The sequence below is a fragment of the Streptomyces flavofungini genome (genome assembly GCF_014650815.1).
GTDB lineage: Bacteria > Actinomycetota > Actinomycetes > Streptomycetales > Streptomycetaceae > Streptomyces > Streptomyces flavofungini.
Genome location: NZ_BMVR01000017.1, coordinates 189626 through 205791, shown reverse-complemented (window position 1 = coordinate 205791; position 16166 = coordinate 189626). Strand labels below are relative to the sequence as shown.

General features: G+C 68.6%; 14 protein-coding genes and 3 pseudogenes. 9 read left to right on the top strand and 8 right to left on the bottom strand.

Translation table 11 applies throughout. The annotated features are described in order from the left end of the window. The first annotated feature begins 92 nt into the window (after nt 1–92). A protein-coding gene (locus IE274_RS34065) for an IS5 family transposase (protein ID WP_190119790.1) occupies nt 93–910 on the top strand; the annotation gives its coding sequence in 2 pieces (ribosomal slippage) (nt 93–435 and nt 435–910; 819 coding nt in all). A 20-nt stretch (nt 911–930) separates the two neighbouring features. On the opposite strand, the pseudogene IE274_RS34060 reads toward IE274_RS34065, so the two are convergent. The 3 genes and pseudogenes from IE274_RS34060 to IE274_RS34050 form a co-directional block, all read right to left on the bottom strand. Further along, nucleotides 931–1200, bottom strand: a pseudogene (locus tag IE274_RS34060) (helix-turn-helix domain-containing protein); the annotation flags it as partial. A 91-nt stretch (nt 1201–1291) separates the two neighbouring features. After that, nucleotides 1292–2065 (bottom strand): hypothetical protein, encoded by a 774-nt coding sequence (locus tag IE274_RS34055; RefSeq protein WP_190119789.1) that lies wholly within the window; start codon nt 2063–2065, stop codon nt 1292–1294. A gap of 31 nt (nt 2066–2096) precedes the next feature. Continuing rightward, entirely contained in the window at nt 2097–2783 is a 687-nt protein-coding gene (locus IE274_RS34050) for a hypothetical protein (protein ID WP_190119788.1), read from the bottom strand. A 665-nt stretch (nt 2784–3448) separates the two neighbouring features. On the opposite strand from IE274_RS34050, the gene IE274_RS34045 reads away from it, so the two are divergent. Further along, nucleotides 3449–3910 carry a hypothetical protein gene (locus IE274_RS34045; RefSeq protein ID WP_190119787.1) on the top strand — a complete coding sequence of 154 codons (462 nt, stop codon included), beginning with the start codon at nt 3449–3451 and terminating at the stop codon, nt 3908–3910. Nucleotides 3911–4291: 381 nt separating this feature from the next. Here the strand turns inward: IE274_RS34045 and IE274_RS34040 are convergent, their stop codons facing one another. Both IE274_RS34040 and IE274_RS34035 read right to left on the bottom strand, forming a co-directional pair. Continuing rightward, on the bottom strand, nt 4292–4762 hold the full coding sequence (locus tag IE274_RS34040; protein WP_229909988.1) for a MarR family winged helix-turn-helix transcriptional regulator: 471 nt from the start codon (nt 4760–4762) through the stop codon (nt 4292–4294). Nucleotides 4763–4947: 185 nt separating this feature from the next. Further along, the gene (locus tag IE274_RS34035) at nt 4948–5613 is read right to left on the bottom strand and encodes a hydrolase (protein ID WP_190119786.1); all 666 of its coding nucleotides are present in this window, start codon (nt 5611–5613) and stop codon (nt 4948–4950) included. Nucleotides 5614–5757: 144 nt separating this feature from the next. Here IE274_RS34035 and IE274_RS34030 point away from each other — a divergent pair, with 144 nt between their 5' ends. From IE274_RS34030 to IE274_RS34015, 4 genes and pseudogenes are all read left to right on the top strand, one after another. Then, complete coding sequence (locus IE274_RS34030; protein WP_190119785.1) at nt 5758–5934, top strand: hypothetical protein; 177 nt, start codon at nt 5758–5760, stop codon at nt 5932–5934. Between the two features lie 355 nt (nt 5935–6289). Beyond that, nucleotides 6290–6763: a hypothetical protein gene (locus tag IE274_RS34025; RefSeq protein WP_190119784.1), complete on the top strand. Its 474-nt coding sequence runs from the start codon at nt 6290–6292 to the stop codon at nt 6761–6763. Nucleotides 6764–6841: 78 nt separating this feature from the next. After that, a pseudogene (locus tag IE274_RS34020) lies at nt 6842–7495 on the top strand (DUF1152 domain-containing protein); the annotation flags it as partial. A 176-nt stretch (nt 7496–7671) separates the two neighbouring features. Continuing rightward, nucleotides 7672–8046: an ASCH domain-containing protein gene (locus IE274_RS34015; protein WP_190119783.1), complete on the top strand. Its 375-nt coding sequence runs from the start codon at nt 7672–7674 to the stop codon at nt 8044–8046. A gap of 39 nt (nt 8047–8085) precedes the next feature. On the opposite strand, the pseudogene IE274_RS34010 reads toward IE274_RS34015, so the two are convergent. Beyond that, nucleotides 8086–9203, bottom strand: a pseudogene (locus IE274_RS34010) (IS630 family transposase). Nucleotides 9204–9571: 368 nt separating this feature from the next. Further along, a complete protein-coding gene (locus tag IE274_RS34005) occupies nt 9572–10198 on the bottom strand; it encodes a TetR/AcrR family transcriptional regulator (RefSeq protein WP_190119782.1) in 627 nt (208 codons plus the stop codon). A 40-nt stretch (nt 10199–10238) separates the two neighbouring features. Between IE274_RS34005 and IE274_RS34000 the strand changes: the two genes are divergently transcribed. From IE274_RS34000 to IE274_RS33990, 3 genes are all read left to right on the top strand, one after another. After that, entirely contained in the window at nt 10239–10967 is a 729-nt protein-coding gene (locus tag IE274_RS34000) for a 2-oxoglutarate/malate transporter (RefSeq protein WP_229909987.1), read from the top strand. A gap of 34 nt (nt 10968–11001) precedes the next feature. After that, nucleotides 11002–11460, top strand: coding sequence for a DUF4267 domain-containing protein (locus IE274_RS33995; RefSeq protein WP_198898039.1), 459 nt, complete (start codon nt 11002–11004; stop codon nt 11458–11460). 102 nt (nt 11461–11562) lie between these two features. Then, nucleotides 11563–12156 (top strand): YbhB/YbcL family Raf kinase inhibitor-like protein, encoded by a 594-nt coding sequence (locus IE274_RS33990; protein WP_190119780.1) that lies wholly within the window; start codon nt 11563–11565, stop codon nt 12154–12156. Between the two features lie 108 nt (nt 12157–12264). Here the strand turns inward: IE274_RS33990 and IE274_RS33985 are convergent, their stop codons facing one another. Beyond that, nucleotides 12265–15930, bottom strand: a complete 3666-nt coding sequence (locus tag IE274_RS33985; protein WP_190119779.1) for an nSTAND1 domain-containing NTPase — start codon at nt 15928–15930, stop codon at nt 12265–12267. Nucleotides 15931–16166: the final 236 nt, after the last annotated feature.

Genomic DNA, 16166 nt, shown 5'->3' with positions numbered 1-16166 from the left:
CCGCCTGCCTGATCACCCACCGCCACGTCGAACGCCTTTGTTAGCACCTCTTAGACGTTGTCCTATGTGGTGAGGCGGAGTAGTACTGCACCATGGGGCAGCGGACGTGGAGTTGGATTGTTCCGGACGGGCTGTGGGAGATCGCGAAGCCGTTGCTCCCGGCGTCGAGAGTGCGGCCGCAGGGCGGCGGGACACCGGATGCGCCTGATGAGACGCTGTTCGCCGCGATCATCTATGTGCTGGTCAGCGGATGCGCCTGGCGGCATCTGCCGCCCTGCTTCGGGATCTCGAAGTCGACTGCTCATCGGCGGTTTCTGATCTGGTCCAGAGCCGGAGTCTGGGGCCGGCTGCACGAGGCCGTGCTCCACCAGCTCGATGACGCCGGCCTGATCGACGTCACCCGCGTCGTGCTCGACACCGCGCACGTCCGTGCTAAAAGGGGGGCGAACACACAGGTCCGAGCCCCGTGGACCGGCGCAAGCAGGGTACCAAGATGCACATCCTGTCGGACGCGAACGGACTGCCCATGATCGTCGGGATCTCGGCCGGCAACGTCCACGACAGCGAGGGGCTGAAGCCCATGGTCGAGGGCCACCAAACGCAACACGACCCCGGCCGCGGCCGGTACTTCAAGCCACAGCGGCTCCACGCGGACAAGGCATACGACGTTCCTCATCTGCGGAAATGGCTGTGGGGAAAGCACATCGGCGTGCGCATCGCCCGCAAAGGAGTCGAGTCCAGCGAACGATTGGGACGCCGCCGCTGGGTGATCGAGCGCACCCTGTCCTGGCTGTCCGGCTACCACCGCCTCAGCCCCCGCTACGAACGCGACCCCCGCAACTACCTGGCCTTCCTCGGCCTCGCCGCCGCCCTGTGCTGCTACAAGCGACTACTCCGCCTCACCACATAGGACAACGTCTTAGCCGTTGGTAGCCCGTCCCAGAGTTGACGGTCGGCGGCAGATTCACCACCGCTCCCCCCGCCCCACCCCACACCGCATCCCTCAGCGCCGCGGCCTCCCGGCGTATGCGCACGCTGAAGAGCTCCTCCTTGGAGTTCAGGTACAGATACACCAGTGCCTTCGAGACCCCGGCGGGCTCCGAGGTCTCATTCATGGACGCGGCCCGATAGCCCCGCTGTCTGTCCGAAGATCCTCACCGCCGTGTCCAGCATCTGCTGCTCACGCACGGCCCGTGGCATCCTCGTCTGCCGTCGCGTCTCGCCCACCCGGCCCCCGCGTTCCACGCTGTCCGTTCAGGTCAGCGTACGGTCAACGGGGGCCGGGGAACGATTACTGGATGAGCCCGCTCACCGGCACGATCAGCGCATCGGCCCGGGCCCCCAGCTTCGCGGCGACTCCGTCGCGCAGCGGCCTGTACACCTCGTCGTTGAGATGAAGTATCTGCGATCCGCGGAAGACTTCGGCGCCGGCTTGGAATTCCATACGCAGCAGCCGCCCGATCTCCGTGGCTTCATTCTCGATCCGGAGTCGGAATCTGCCGAGCCGCACGGTCGCAAGGCCGTCCATCTCGTCCACGGCGGCAACCTGGAAATTTCCGGCGCGTTCGACATGGCTCTCCTTTTCGAAGAGTTTCGCTGCCGGGTCGCCATCGGGCAGCGCCGTGAGAACCTTCAGCGCCGCCGTCACCCGTTCCACCGACGGTGCGTCGGAAATTCGGGTGAGCGCCTTCAGGATCACGGGCCCTAGACGATAGGGGAATTTCCGGGGCTTGTGCCGGGCGAGCCCCTCATGTTCCTTGATGACCCAGCCGACCCGTTCGAGGGTTTCCCCGTACGAGCGGTACCAGTTCTCCGCTTCTGTGTGCCGTTCGTACTTCTTGTTGGCCACCAGCTGAGCCAGGAGAACGGAATGGAGCACATCCCGGCTGTGCTCTTCGGAAACCGCGGCCGAGAGGACGACCAGAGCGCCGCCGTCGACCGCGGCACCCGCACCGCCCCGCGGGACCGGGAGCGAGGGGCCCGGTGGTACGGGTTCGGGCCCCAGGTCCCAGTCCGTCATCGCGTCCAGCGCCGCCAGGCGCTCCTGCTCGGACTTGTCCATCACGAGGTCAGGTTCCGGATGTCCGTCCGGCGCCCTAGATCTCCAGCTCGTCGATGAACTTGTCGGCCTTGTCGCCGAGCTTCCTGATGATCGCCTCGCGGACCTGCTCGTACACGTCCTCGTTGAGCGTCATCGTCTGCCGGGACTGGAACATCGTCGTGCTGGAGCGCGGGAAGCTGAAGAACAGCACGCGTGTGACGCGCTCGCTGGTCTTGAAGTGGAACGCGCCGATCTTCATCACGACGGTGTCGCGCGCCGAGACGCCGCACGCGGAGATCTGGAAGTTGCCCAGGTTCTCGCTGTGCGAGCTGCTCTCGAAGAGCACCACGCGACGGTCCCTGTCCGGCAGGGCCTTCAGCGCCGCGATGGCGGCCTTCGCCACCGTCAGTTCGCTGCCCGTGGCGATGGCCTGGAGCAGCGCGATGACGGCCCGGTCCACGGTGAACCGGGAGCCGGCCACCGAGAGCTTGGCGAACGAGAAGGACGGCACGACCCAGCCGACCTGCTCGAGCACCGACCGGTAGAAGCCGTACCACTTGTCGGTGTCCTTCTCCCGGTCGAACTTCTTGTTCGCCGCGAGCTGCGCGAGCAGCGTGGAGTTGAGGACATCGGACTTCTGCTGACCGTTCAGGCCGTCGGTGAAAGCGACGACGGATCCCGCGACGACCGCGGCCGACTCTTCTTCCTCCTGCAGCGCCACGCCTGCGGGAAAATAGCTCATTTCCGGAAGATCGAGCTCGAGACCGTCGATGAACTGGAGTGAATCAGCGACCTTCTGTTTCTGTTCGACTTCAATGTCGGAAGACGTCACAACGCCCCCTCTGTCGAATGCCACTTGGCGCCGCATATCGGCGCGATAATTGGCGGAGTGAACCCCGCTGGTGCTCCTTGAAAGCAGGAGCAGTCCCCCCATCGGCCAGTGAAATCGTCCAGCGAAATCCACTGGTGAGTGCCATACTATGCCCGCCCATGGAACCGTCAAGAGTACGGAGAGGTAATGACCAGGACTCGCCCCGAACATATTTCGGGGCGGGTCGGGTGTGAAAGGAAAGGTCCCCCGGGGGCTGAGGCGGCCGCAGACACCGCACGCGACGACGGGGACGCTGGAGACACCCAACGATCGAGGACTTCGGCCGGCCAGGTTCAAAGTCGGCGCGGAGGCAGGCCGCCGGGGCTTTCCCGACGGCCTGCCCAGGGCGCCACCTCAGGCCGGTGACCACCCGTTGGCCCACAGGTCGGAGTCATCGGTGATGGCGAAGGCATCGGCCGCTGCGTGGCGTTCGGATTGTCCTGCATGGTGAGCGCCTCGCTGGGGCGTTCGATGACGCGTCCGGGCGGGGTGTTCTGGGCGGCTCAGTGCCACGCCTTGCCGTCCCACCAGTTGCCGTGAAGACGCTGGTCGTAGCCGTGCACGAAGACGTACGGCCGCTGCTTGGCCTGTGGGTCGGCGCTCATTGCGGCCCGGACGCCGGGACGCTGCGGTCATGCCCGCTGTCCGGCGCACCGCAATCAGGGGAAACGACGGGAAAGTTCCGTGCAGTACTCGCGGCAGCCTCGCTGACCGCCGTGGTCAGCATGGCAGGAATCCCCGCCGCATCCGCATCCGACAGTAAGGAGGCAAGCAAGTCCATAGCGGCAAAGCTGTCCGAGGCGACGGCCGGCTGCGCGGTACTCGACGGGTACGGCGAGAAATGGGTGACCATCTACAACCAGTGCCCCGCCGGGATCTACGCCACGGTGTCTCTCGACTGGTCGTGGGACCCGGCCTGCAAGTACATCGGGGGGTATCAATATGGAACGGTCAAATGGACTAGCAACGTCCTGCCCGACTACGCGTACGAATGCTGATCCGACCCAGGGAACCGGAACGGTCGGCGACGAGCACGTGATCTCGGATAGTGGAAGGCCCCGGCAGGTGATGGCCGGGGCCTTCCCACGTTGCACCCCGGCGCCCGAAGCCACCTCTCATGGCTTCGAGCGCCGCTCTTCGTGGCGTGGTGTCCGCCGCGGGTGGGGGCGATGCAGCGGACCGCGACCATGAGGCCGAAGACCAGAGCGAGACCGGCAAGGTGGGCACCGCCGAGGACGGCCTTGGCGGTGCCCCCGTGGGCGGCAGCTCGAGCTCCGTCAGGCTGCCGCTGCTGGAGCCGCTCGTCCGGGCGCAGCGTCGGCTCAATCCTTGCCAGCTTCTGCGGTCAATGGCCGTCAGGCCCTCGGGAGGGCCCGCGCTCACCGTTCAGGCGCATCGTCCAGCCTCTCCATCACGCGGGCGGAGATCTCTGCCAGGGTGCGGAGTTCCGCCGCGGTGAGATGGTCCAGGAACAGGGATCGGACGGCCTGTACGTGCAGTGGGGCCGCCGCCGCGATGGCCTCGCGTCCTGCTTCCGTGATCACGGCGAAGGCGCCCCGCCCGTCCTCCGGGCAGTCCTCCCGAACCACCAGTCCGCGCTTGATCATTCGCGTGATGTGGTGGGACATCCGGCTCTTCTCCCACTCCAGTGCCCGCGCGAGGTCCTGATACCGCTGACGGCCCTCTGGCACATCCGTCAGGTTGACGAGGACCGCGTAGTCCGCCGCCGCCACATGGGATTCCGTCTGCAGCAGGTGTGACAGGCGGCCCATCAGCCGCTCATGCAGCCGGACGAAACCCCTCCACGCGTGCTGCTCCTCCGCCGTCAGCCAGTTCACCCCGTCAGTCACGAGGTCGAGTGTAGTGAACTGGTTGACGCGTCATCGGACCGGCTGGGTGTGCGTGCCACCTTCGCAGCGCGACCCGGGCGACGCCTCACCCCCGACGGGCTCGCAGCGGGGCCTGCTGCGCGGCCGCGTGCTGGCCAGGGCAGGGGGCGGCACTCCGGTACCGGGACCGCCCCCGTGCCCCCCCGTTACGCTCCGGCCGTCTCGGCGACCGGGGTGTTCAGGAGCTGGTGCTCCCAGACCGTCGCGATCCCGGTGGCACCCGTGTGCCCCAGAGCCGCCATCTGGTCCTCCGGCGTGATGCGTTCCGTCCGGGCCCAGTCACGCTGCCACTCGCTCATCACGGCCAGCCAGGTGATCGGCGTGACCCCGGCCTGGATCATGCGCCGCACCGCCATGTCATGAGCCTCGGCCGACACGCCCCCGGAGGCGTCGGTGACGACGTAGACATCGAAGCCTTCGCCCGCCGCCTGGATGGCGGGCATGGCCACGCAGATCTCCGTCCACAGGCCGGCAATGATCAGCTTCTTGCGTCCGGTGGCCTTCACCGCGTCCACCACGACCTGGTCCTGCCAGGTGTTGATGAAGGTCCTGTTGATCGGCTTCTGGTCCGGAAATACGTCCTGCAGCGGCTGGATCAGCAGGCCCCCGCGGTCCTCCACGACCGTGGTCAGGATCGTCGGGACACCGTAACCCTTGGCCGCCTTGGCCAGGCCCACAACGTTGTTGGTGACCATCATCGGCTCGTGGCTGTGCAGGTTGGCGAACTGGTACGGCTGGTGATCGATCAGTACCAGGACGCTCTCCTCGGGGGTCAGCAGGGCTTCGAGGCCGGCCTTCGACGACGTGCTCATGGAGATCTCCTCAGGAGTGCGGGGCGCGCACAAACCAATTTGGTTGACGCGTCATCTTTCTATATGACGCGTCAACTATCTGTCCAGTGCTGGCTGTTCGGGGGCAGGGGAACTGCCGACGGGGCAGCGCGGGGTGGTGACCACATGCTGGTCCCGCCCGAGAACCGCGACCCCGCCAACCTCCGGGCCATGCGCCAGGGCTGCCACCCGCACGACGACCGGGAGCACCGCGCCCGCACCCTCGCCGAAACCCGCCACGCCAAGCCCGGAGCCTCCGGGCGGCTGGAGTTCGAGCCGTATTGGCCGCGCTCTCGTACCTGAGATCCAGACGCTGCTTGCGGGATCCGGGGGGGCAGCGGGTGCGGGCCGCCGGGCATCAGGCCACGGCGCTGGAGAACCCTGTGCCGGTCACGGCACCAGGTGGCACACCACTGCCGCGGTCGGCGGGGTGCTGTGGGCAGAGGCTGGGTGCAGACCGGGCAGGGGCCGGGCCCGGCGACAGGCGCGAGGCGCTCCAGCGACTGCCGGACGCACTCGGACGTCCGAACCGGGAGCTCGGCCTGACGGCCGACCGAGTTTCGGCCCTGCCCGAAAGTCCTGGTGACGGCCTCCGTGACCGCCTTAACGTCGGGCCTGCCGGTCCATGAGGGCCAGCCATCGCACAAGGAGGAAGAACGTGACCGTGTCCACAAAGCCCGTACTCAAGCACATCAGGACCGCGGCCACCGTGGTGGCGATCGGGACCGCCGCCACCCTGGTGGGCCCGGCGCCCTCTGCGAACGCGGCGCCCTCTGCGAGCGCGGGCGACAGGTGCCGTCCGCCCCTGTGCTCTCAGACCTGGAACGACAGCGGGAAGGGCTTCTATGCCCTGAAGAACTGGTGCAAGTCCACTGGTACCACCGGCAGTTACACCACCAAGAAGCCGACCTGCAACAACCAGAAGAGGAACTGGCTCCGCCCCGGGGAGCGGACCAAGGGCACTCAGGACTGGGACGTCTTCCAGGTGAAGAAGGGACGCTGCTTCAAGGTCGACTTCCAGCTCACCCCGGGCCGCGACTTCTCGAAGAAGTACAACCGCAAGAACAAGAAGACCATCTACGTCAAGGTCGCCAACAACGCCTTCGCCAAGGTCCGCAGTTCCACCTGCTGATCCGGAATCCGCACCACTGCGAGGCGGCCAGGTGCGATCGGCCCGGGGCCGGCTCGCCCTCCCTGCTAGCGTCATGCGGTGATCTCTCTGGGGGAACCCGCGTTCTTCACCCGGCTGCACGACGCGCGACGGGTCCTCATCGCCGGTGCGGGCGGCGGCTTCGATGTGTACGCCGGGCTGCCGCTCGCGTTCGCGCTGCGGTCGGCGGGCAAGGAGGTGCACCTCGCCAACCTGTCCTTCGCCGACTTGTACGGCCTGTGCCCCGATGTGTGGGTGGGCGAGGACGTCGCGGCCGTCGGGCCTGACACTCCCGTGCGCGGTGACTACTTCCCTGAACGGACGCTCGCCCAGTGGCTTGTGACGCAGGATCTGCCGTCGACCGTGTACGCGTTCCCGGGCATCGGGGTCGGTCCGCTGCGGGCTGCCTATCGGACGCTGATCACGCATCTCGGCGGTGTCGACGCGGTCGTGCTGGTGGACGGCGGCACCGACATCCTGATGCGCGGCGACGAGCACGGTCTCGGCACCCCGGAGGAGGACATGGCGAGCCTGGCCGCCGTGAGCGGACTCGACGAGGTCCCGCACCGGTTGGTGGCCTGCCTCGGCTTCGGGGTGGACGCGTATCACGGCGTGAACCACTCGCTCGTGTTGGAGAACCTGGCCGCCCTGGACCGGGACGGCTCCTATCTGGGCGCGTTCTCGCTGCTCGGGGCAGGGCGGGAGGGTGTCATCGCGCGCCTGTTCCGAACCATCGGCAAGCACACTTGCTTCCGGCTGCTCGCGCGTGACCATCAGTCACACAACCTCGCCGGCACTCCCTACGCGGTTCACTTCCCGCGCTAGTGCTGTGACCGGCAAGGTTCACCGGGTTGCACGGCTTGGGGACGTGTATGAGTAATGTCTGCTGGATGGACAGCACGATGCATCTGCCGACATCCGAGGGGGCCGACAGCGCGCTGCGCTCGGCCGCGATGCAGTCTCTGTATTTCCATCGCACCTATCTCGATGCTGTACGCACTGGGCGGAAGACGACCACGGTGCGGTTCCGAGACCCAGTGGAGACGGGACCGGTGAACATGGTGTTCGAGTTGGACGACGAGGTAGTGCTGCCCGGTGTGGTCACTCAGATCACTTCCAAGGGCGTTGCCACGTTGACCGAGGCGGACGCTGTCGCCGACGGGTTTCGCGATCTCGCCGAGCTGCAAGACAAGCTGCGGTTCCACTATCCCGACATCAGGTCGACCGATGACGTCACCATCGTTCACTTCCGTCTGACGAGTTGACTGCATCCGCCATCGAGCGAACGAGGCGACCGGCCTTGATCATGCCGCTCCCTGCAGGGGGCGTCCTCCCCAGCGGATGCCCTTCTCGCTGCGGATGCGGGCGCGTTCGCGTCGTTGGGCGGCCAGGACGTCGGGGTGGCGGGCGTTCTTGTTGCACCAGCGGAGGTATGTGTGCAGGGCCCGGGTCTGGACGGTGTGGTTGGGGTGGTTCGAGTTGGCGAGGGTGAACTGCCGTAGCGGTCCGAAGTGGGCCTCGATGGGGTTGGCCCAGGAGGCGTAGGTCGGGGTGAAGCACAGTTCGGCCTTGTTCTTGGCCGCCCGTCGTTTCATCCGCCAGTTTGTGTGGGCGGAGAGGTTGTCGAGGATGACGAGGACCGGGGCGCCGTCCGGACGGGCGGCCCGGATCGTTCGCATGGCCGCCCAGGTGTGGCCGATGCCCTTGCGGCGCCGGTTGATGCCCCACATCTGTCGTCGCCGACGGAGTAGCAGCCGTGGAAGCAGGTGATTCCGTGGGTGCAACGGTCGGCGGCCGGGAGCCACTCGGGACGCCCGCGCTCGGCCCGGCAGGAGCCGCCGGTTGGGCGGATGCCGAGTGGCCCGAACTCGTCGGAGGCGAACGTGCGGGCGGGCCGCTCGTTGATCGCGTACTCGATCCGGTTCAGCTTGGCGTCGAAGTCCGGGTCCGGGGACTCCTTCCAGGTCTTCGTGCGCTGGAAGGAGATCCCGCGGCGGGCCAGTAAGCAGCACAGGGCCTCGCGGCCGATCCAAACGGGCTGGGTGACGCTCCGTCGCAGGTGATCGGCAAGCTTGCGGATCGACCAGCGGGTGAAGGGCTTGCCCAGTGCGGTGGGGCGGGTGGTGGCCGTCGCCACGACGAAGCCTTCGTCGTCACGGTTGAGCAGGCGGGGACGGCCTCCCGCCCAGCGAGGGCCCGGGCATGAGAGCCCGGTCTCGTTGAAGCGGTGGATCACGTCGCGGACGATGGCCTCGTCTGCCTGGACCAGGCGTGCGATGACCGGGACGGTGCTGCCACCGGCCGAGGCCAGCAGCATCGCCCGCCGAAACTTCACCGAGCCGGTACTGCCCCTCCGCACGGTGTGCTGGAGCTTCTGACCCTCCTGCTCGGACAGTCCGCGGACCTTGACCGGTTGCGCCATCCCGCCTCCCCACGCTGGCTGGAAGGGCCGTCGCTCCCAACCAGTACAACAAGCAACCCGGCCAAGGTTCGCGGTCACAGCACTAGCTGTGTCTCGCTCCAACTGGTCTCGTCCATTAAGCGCTTCAAGTTCTCGTTCGGCTCGCGCTCGGCCATGCCCGACTCCCCGCGTGCAGCCAACTTTCATGGCCCTCGCTTCCCGCGATCGCCGAGCAGCTGGGACTTTCCATCGGGCACACCCCGGCGCAGCGGCGGGCCGTGTGGGGGGGCTGAGTCCGAAGGCGCATCAGCACTGGCGGCACCGCTGCTGAATCTGGAATGTCAGTGCCCGTTCGCGAGCCTGCGGAGTGTGGAGTCGGACTCGCGTGCCTAGCTCAGCAGCTCACGAGCCAGCGCCTGCCCCCACCATTCCTCGATACGACTGGGCGGCCAGCCGCGTTCGGTGGTGAGCGTGGTGTAGACGTCGATGTTGCAGATGGCCGCGTAGATGTCCACGGCAGACTGCTGGTCGAGGCCGCGTCGGAGGGTTCCGGCCGGCCAGGACGAGAAGACCTGCACCCGGGTCGCGTCGCCTCGTTCGCGACCGTCGCGGTAGGCCGTGGCGAGTTCGGGTTCGCTGCGGCCCGCTTCGCGCATCGCCATGATGATGTCGCCCGCGCGCTCGAACAGCCGCCGGTCGTAGGCGGCCATCGCCGCGAGCTGACCCCTGGGGTTCGCCCCTGCGGCCTCCAACTCCGCGAGCATCTGCGGCGCGTCGGCGGACAGATCCGCTGAATCGGCCACGGCCCGGGTCAGCCCGGCCTTGTTCCTGTACGTCGCGTAGACCGTGGGCACGGAGACTCCCGCCTCGCGCGCCACCTCGCGCACGGTCGTTCCCGCCCAGCCCTGGGAGTCGAAGAGTCGGCGCGCGGCGCGGGCGATCTCGGCCCGGGTCTCCCGTGCCTGCGTCGTGCGACGCAGTGAGTCGTAGCGACGTCGGTCCTGCTCTTCGCTCATGCCTTGCCCCCTCTGGGTTTACGCTGCTTATAATCAATATATGTCACAGCAATCCAAGTTAGCCACCGTCGGCTTCTCCCGCATCGGGGGCATGGCGGCCATCGGCTTCGCCGCCATGATCACCCTCAGCAACGTGGTGATGGTGCCCGCCGGACTGCCCCTCACCGGCGCAGAGACCGGCAAGGTCACCGAGTTCTTCGCCACGGAGGGCACGGCCGTCGGCATCGGCTCCGCACTGGCCCCCGCCGCCTGGATCCTGGCCACGTTGTTCGGCGCCGGCGCGCTCGTCGCGCTGCGGCGGTCCGAGCGCGATCGCAACGAGGCGTGGTCGCTGCTCGGACTCGCCGGTCTGGCCCTTCAGAACGTCACCTTCGCCGGGGTCATCGCGACCCGCCTCGCACTGGTCTCGACAGCCCCGCACGACCCCTCCGCGACCGCGGCGCTCTGGGCGCTGCACGATGCGGTGTTCACCCTCAACGGAACGTTCCTGGCGCTCGCCCTTCTCGGCCTGTCCGTCGGAGGTCTGCGCACGGGCCTGATCCGGCCGTGGCACGGCACCCTGGGACTACTCGCCGCCGCACTGCAGTTCAGTTCCGCCACCCTCGCCCGTTGGGTCATCGCCGACGGCACCCTGGGCCTCCTGGGTCTCGTCGGCTGGCTGATGTGGGTCGTCTGGATCGTCGCGTACGGCATCACCCTGATCCGGCAGAAACCCACTCCCTCGGTCCGGAGGACCCCCCATGACCACACGTGTGCCGTTCCCGCGTGACCCCGCAGCCCCTGCCCTCCCTCTGGGAGGCTCCGTGAAAAGGCGTCACCTCACCACGGCCCTTGCCGTACTCACCGGCGCCACGGTTCTGTTCTTCGGGCTCAACTTCCTTCTGAACCCTGACGGCGCACCCGCCGGATTCGGGATCACCCCCTGGCCGGAGGGGAACGCCGACGGCTACTTCGCCGTGAAGGGCGTACGCGACATCGCGGTGGCGGCCACCGTGTTCCTGCTGCTCATGATCGGGCAGCGGCGGACGCTCGGCTGGGTCGTCCTCATAGACGCCATCATTCCGCTCGGCGACGCGCTCACGGTCCTCACCCATGGCGGCACGTACACCACAGCCCTGAGCATTCACGTATCGGCGGCCGCTCTCGTCGTACTCACCGCCGTCATGCTGCTGACCGAGCGCGGCCAACGCCCTCAATTGGCAGTCCCGTCCAAGACGACAGACCGAAGGCGAGAGAAGTACATCGATCGGGTCAATAAGTGACATGACATCAGAAACCACGGTGCATACGTTGACTCCATCGCACGAACACCACGCTCGCGCCACGGACACCTAAGCGACCACACATATCCTCGGGAGCGTCCCGTGAGAAGTGCACGAACTGCGCTTTGCGCTCTGCTCATCACCGGGCCCGTCGGCCTCGCGCCGACCACTGCCTCGGCGACCTCGTCGACGCCGTCGGCAGCCCGGAGCGCGTTCACCCTGTCCAGCACCGCCTTCGCCGACGGCGGCGTCATCCCCAAGGTCCACGAGTGCACCAGCGGTGGCGGAAGCGATCCCGGCAAGAGGAACGAATCTCCTCCCTTGACCTGGGCGGGCGCTCCGACCGCCGCCAAGAGCTACGCGATCGTCATGCGCGATCTCGACAACTCCCACCTCATCCACTGGGTCATCTACGACATCCCGGCGAGCGCGACCTCGCTCCCCCAGAACGTCGACCATGTGTACCGGCCCTCGACCCCGGTGGGAGCCAGGCAGGTCTACTACCGTGGCAGCGCGAGCCTCTACGGCTACCAGGGACCGTGCTCGCCCTCGACGGTGAACACCTACGAGTTCGTCGTCCACGCGCTCAACCAGGCATCGCTGAACAGCTTGAACTCCAGCTCGTCGACCCGGACCGCCGCCAGGGAGATCGTCGCGGCGACGATCGGCTCGGCCAGGATCACCGGCGAGTCATAGCGCCTCCGCGCCGGGCATGCTCGCCGCCCTGCCATACCGCTGGCCGATCACCAACCGCTCCGCCCGGCGGGCGACCCGCCGTGGGTACCGCCCGCGGGGAGGGCAAGTTCAGTCGCAGGGCGAGGCCTTCGGCTGCCCACCGAGCCGTTGCCTCCAGTGGTTGCTGTGGGCCAACGCGCAGATGTCCGTGGCCGCCCGGTCCGCGTCGGTGTCCCACAGCCGGGCCGATCCTTCGGAGCTCAGGGTGGCCAGACGTTTCCCGTCGGGGCTGAATCCCACGGTCCACACCCATTCCTTGTGGCCGCTGAGGACGGCTGTGGTCCGTCGCGTGGCGACGGACCACAAGCGGACGGTGTGGTCGAAGCTCCCGCTGGCCAGAGTGCGCCCGTCGGGGCTGAAGGCCACCGAGGAGATGCCGTTGGAGTGGCCCTTGAAGGTGCCGACCTCGCGGCGGGAGGACACATCCCACAGGCGGACGACGGAGTTCGCTCCGGCGGTGGCGAGTGTCTTGCCGTCCGGCGAGAAGGCCGCTGTGAAGGTGGCGAGGGCGCCTGCGGAGAAGGTTGCCGCCCAGCGGTGGGTGGCCACGTCCCACAGCCTCACCGTAGTGCGGGTTCCGGGGTCCCTGCCGTTGTAGGTGACGGCTATCGTGCGGCCGTCGGGTGAGTAGTTGATGGTGGCCAGCCCACCGATCCGACCGGACAGCACAGCTCTGGTCCGGTGGGTGGCCACGTCCCACAGCCGCACTGTGCGGTCGTCGGCCGCGGTGGCGAGCGTCTTCCCGTCCGGGGAGAAGGCCGCTTGCCTGATGGTTCCGGTGTCGCCTTTGAGCGTGGCCACGGCCCGCCCGGTCGCGGTGTCCCACAACCGTGTGCCATCCCTCTGGTGCACGGTGGCGATCAGACGTCCGTCGGGGGAGAACGTCAGGCCGGACGTGAGCCCGAGGGAGGTGGCGAGGGTACGCAGAGGACGTGGCCTGCGCGCGGACCACAGGCGCAGTGTTTTGTCGGCCTGGCGTCCCAATGGTCCTTCGACGGTGGCGAAGGTGCGGCCGTCCGGGGCGAAGGCCACCGAGCGCACCGCGTCCCCGCGTCCGCCGAGCGTGGCCTTGTTCCGCCGCGCGGCCACGTCCCACAGCCGCACCGTCGCGGTGTCACCGTCGGACGGGGCGGCCAGAGTACGGCCGTCCGAGGCGAAGGCGAGCGCGCTCGCGCCCAGGATGCTCGCACCGAAGGAGGCCGTGCTCTGGCGGGTCTTGGTGTCCCACAGCCGCACGGAGCCACGGGCGCTGCCGGCGGCCAGGGTGCGGCCGTCGGACGCGAAAGCCAACGCGTTGGCGCCGGTGGAGAGGGTGGCGGTGGTGCGGCGGGCGGCGACGTCCCACAGCCGCACGGTGCTGTCAGTGGCCCCGCTGGCGAGGGTGCGGCCATCGGGGCTGAAGGCGAGGGCGATGACCGGCCGGTTGTGGCCGGTGAGCACGGCGGTGGTCCGCCGCGTCGCCATGTCCCACAGCCGGATCGTGGAGTCCTCCCCGGCGCTGGCCAGGAAGCGGCCGTCGGGCGAGAAGGCCACCGCCACCACATACCCGGTGTGCCCGGTGAGGTCGGCGGCCGCGCGCCGGGCCTTCACGTCCCACAGCCGCACCGCGCTCCTCCCGTTGCTGCTGGCCAGGGTCCGGCCGTCCGCAGAGAACGCCATGGACGTCACCCGGGTCTTGAGCCCGGTGAAGGTGGCGGTGGTGCGGCGGGTCCGCAGATCCCACAGCCGCACGACGCGGTCGTCACCGGCGGTGGCGAGCGTGCGGCCGTCAGGGCTGAAGGCGAGCGTGTACACCTTGTCGACGTGTCCGGTGAGCGTGCCGAGCAGGTGGTGGTCGGCCGCATCCCACAACTTGACGGTACGGTCCTCGCTGCCGGTGGCGATCACTCGGCCGTCGGGTGAATAGGCCACCGCGAGCACCTCCGCGGCGTGGCCGGTGAGCTGGTTGGCGCGGTAGGCGGCGTGCGCGCTGAGCAGGCTGCCCCTGGCCTCGACGGTGTGCGCCACCTGGTAGCCCTTCAGCGCGGTCAGCGCCGCCGCCTCGGGCTGCTGGTCGCGCAGCTCACCCGCCTGTGCGGCGTACTGCCGGGACTGGGCCGCCTGCCGAGCCGTGACCGCCTCGTGTCGCTGCTGCTCGCTGCTGCGGTACTGGTCCCACGCGATCAAGCCCGCGGTGAGGGCGAGGACGAGCAGGACCGACAGCGTGCCGGTGAACTGGCGCAGGCGCCGGGTGATGCGTGCCGCAGCGCGCCGTTCGCGGTCACGGGCGGTGCTGCTGGCGGTGAGGAAGTCCCGTTCCCGCGGGGTGAGAGCGCTGCTGGCGGCGGGGGTGGCGAAGGCTTCCTCGGCCGCGGCCAGGCGGGTCCCCCGGTACAGCGCACCGGGATCATGGTCGAGGTCGCTCCAGACCTGGGCGGCCTCGGTGAGCCGGCGCAGCGTGCGCAGGGTGTCGCGGTCCTCCTCGATCCACCGGCGCAGCCTCGGCCAGGCGGTGATGAGGGCTTCGTGGGCGATCTCGACGGCAGTGTCGTCGAGGGTGACCAGCCGGGCGCGGGCCAGGGGGTCCAGCACGGTCTGGAGGTCCGGCTCGGTGCCGTCGGCGGTGGCGAGCTCCGCCCGGTCGACGGGGCGGCGGGTGTCCTGCGAGCCTTCGCCCGGGGTGATCAGGCGCAGCAGGACGCGGCGGGCCGCCTCGGCCTGGGGCGCGGAGAGTCGGGCGTAGAGGTCTTCGGCGGTCTGGGCGATGGCGCCGTGGATGCCGCCTGCGGCTTCGTAGCCCTCCAGGGTCAAGGTGCGGCCGCGGCGGCGGCGCCAGGTCTCCAGGAGTGTGTGCGACAGCAGGGGCAGTCCGCCGGGTTCCCCGTCCGTCTCCTCGATGAGGCGGGCGGTCAGGGCCCGTTCCACGATCAGCCCTTCGGCGGCCGCGGGTTTGACGATGACGTCGCGCAGCTCGTCCGGTGTCATGGGGCCGACGGGCAGACTCGCCTCGCCGAGTACCCCGGCAAGACCCTCGTACTCCAGGCAGCGCCCATAGAAGTCCGCCCGTACTGCGAGCACCACCCGCAGCCGGCTCCCGGGTTCGCGAGCCGACAGCAGCAGCCTGACGAACTCCCGGCGCTGCGCGGCGTCGTGGCACAGGGTGAAGGTCTCCTCGAACTGGTCCACCAACAGCCACGTGTCTCCCCCTCCCCCGGCCGGGACGAACAGTTCCTCATGATCGTGCACCGGCCGCGGGCCGGGGGTGAGGATGCGGATCGCCGCCGGGCGTAGCTCTGGGTCCTTGGTGTTCTGCAGTCGGGGGATGAGTCCGGCGCGCAGAAGGGAGGACTTTCCGCTGCCCGAGGGGCCGAGGACCACCACGCACCGGCGGGCCTGGACCTGGGCGGTGAGGCTGTCCATCAGCCGGGTACGGCCGAAGAACCGCGCCTGGTCGCCGGGTTCGAACCGGGCCAGGCCCCGGTAGGGCGAATCCGCCGATTCCTCGTCCATGGCCCGGGACTGAACAGCCCGCTCCTCCTCGTCGCGGGCTGCGTGCCATCGCCGCTCCCAGTCCGCCAAGTCCCCGCCGCATGCCGTCACATAGGCCCGCGTCAGGGGCAGGGACGGCAGTGACTCCCCCGCCGCCGCGCGTGCCAGGGCAGCGACCGAGTACGCCGCCGTATCGGCCATCGCCCGGTAGGTCGGAGTTCCCGCCTCCCCCCGCAGCTTGCGCAACGCGAACGCGAATCGCTGCACGGGCCCCGCCCCGGGATCGATCGGTTTCTCTCTACGTCCCACCCAGCTCAGCCTCCCCGTCGACGTACGGCTGCCCAGCCCAACACAGCAACCACGGCCCGAGAAGGCACCCGCGAGCCAACTCCCGGCCCCCGACCCCGCACCCCGTCTTTTGTCTACCAGCACGAACACGGGCTGCGAGACAACGATCCGGCCACTGAAATCACTAGGGCACGGCCGGCGCCGGCACCGCTGCA

Bases quoted from the DNA above. Each gene is read 5' to 3' on its own strand.
- IE274_RS34050 (WP_190119788.1), bottom strand. From the start codon at position 2,783: ATGAGCTATTTTCCCGCAGGCGTGGCGCTGCAGGAGGAAGAAGAGTCG.
- IE274_RS34035 (WP_190119786.1), bottom strand. From the start codon at position 5,613: ATGAGCACGTCGTCGAAGGCCGGCCTCGAAGCCCTGCTGACCCCCGAG.
- IE274_RS34030 (WP_190119785.1), top strand. From the start codon at position 5,758: ATGCTGGTCCCGCCCGAGAACCGCGACCCCGCCAACCTCCGGGCCATG.
- IE274_RS34015 (WP_190119783.1), top strand. From the start codon at position 7,672: ATGGACAGCACGATGCATCTGCCGACATCCGAGGGGGCCGACAGCGCG.
- IE274_RS34005 (WP_190119782.1), bottom strand. From the start codon at position 10,198: ATGAGCGAAGAGCAGGACCGACGTCGCTACGACTCACTGCGTCGCACG.
- IE274_RS34000 (WP_229909987.1), top strand. From the start codon at position 10,239: ATGTCACAGCAATCCAAGTTAGCCACCGTCGGCTTCTCCCGCATCGGG.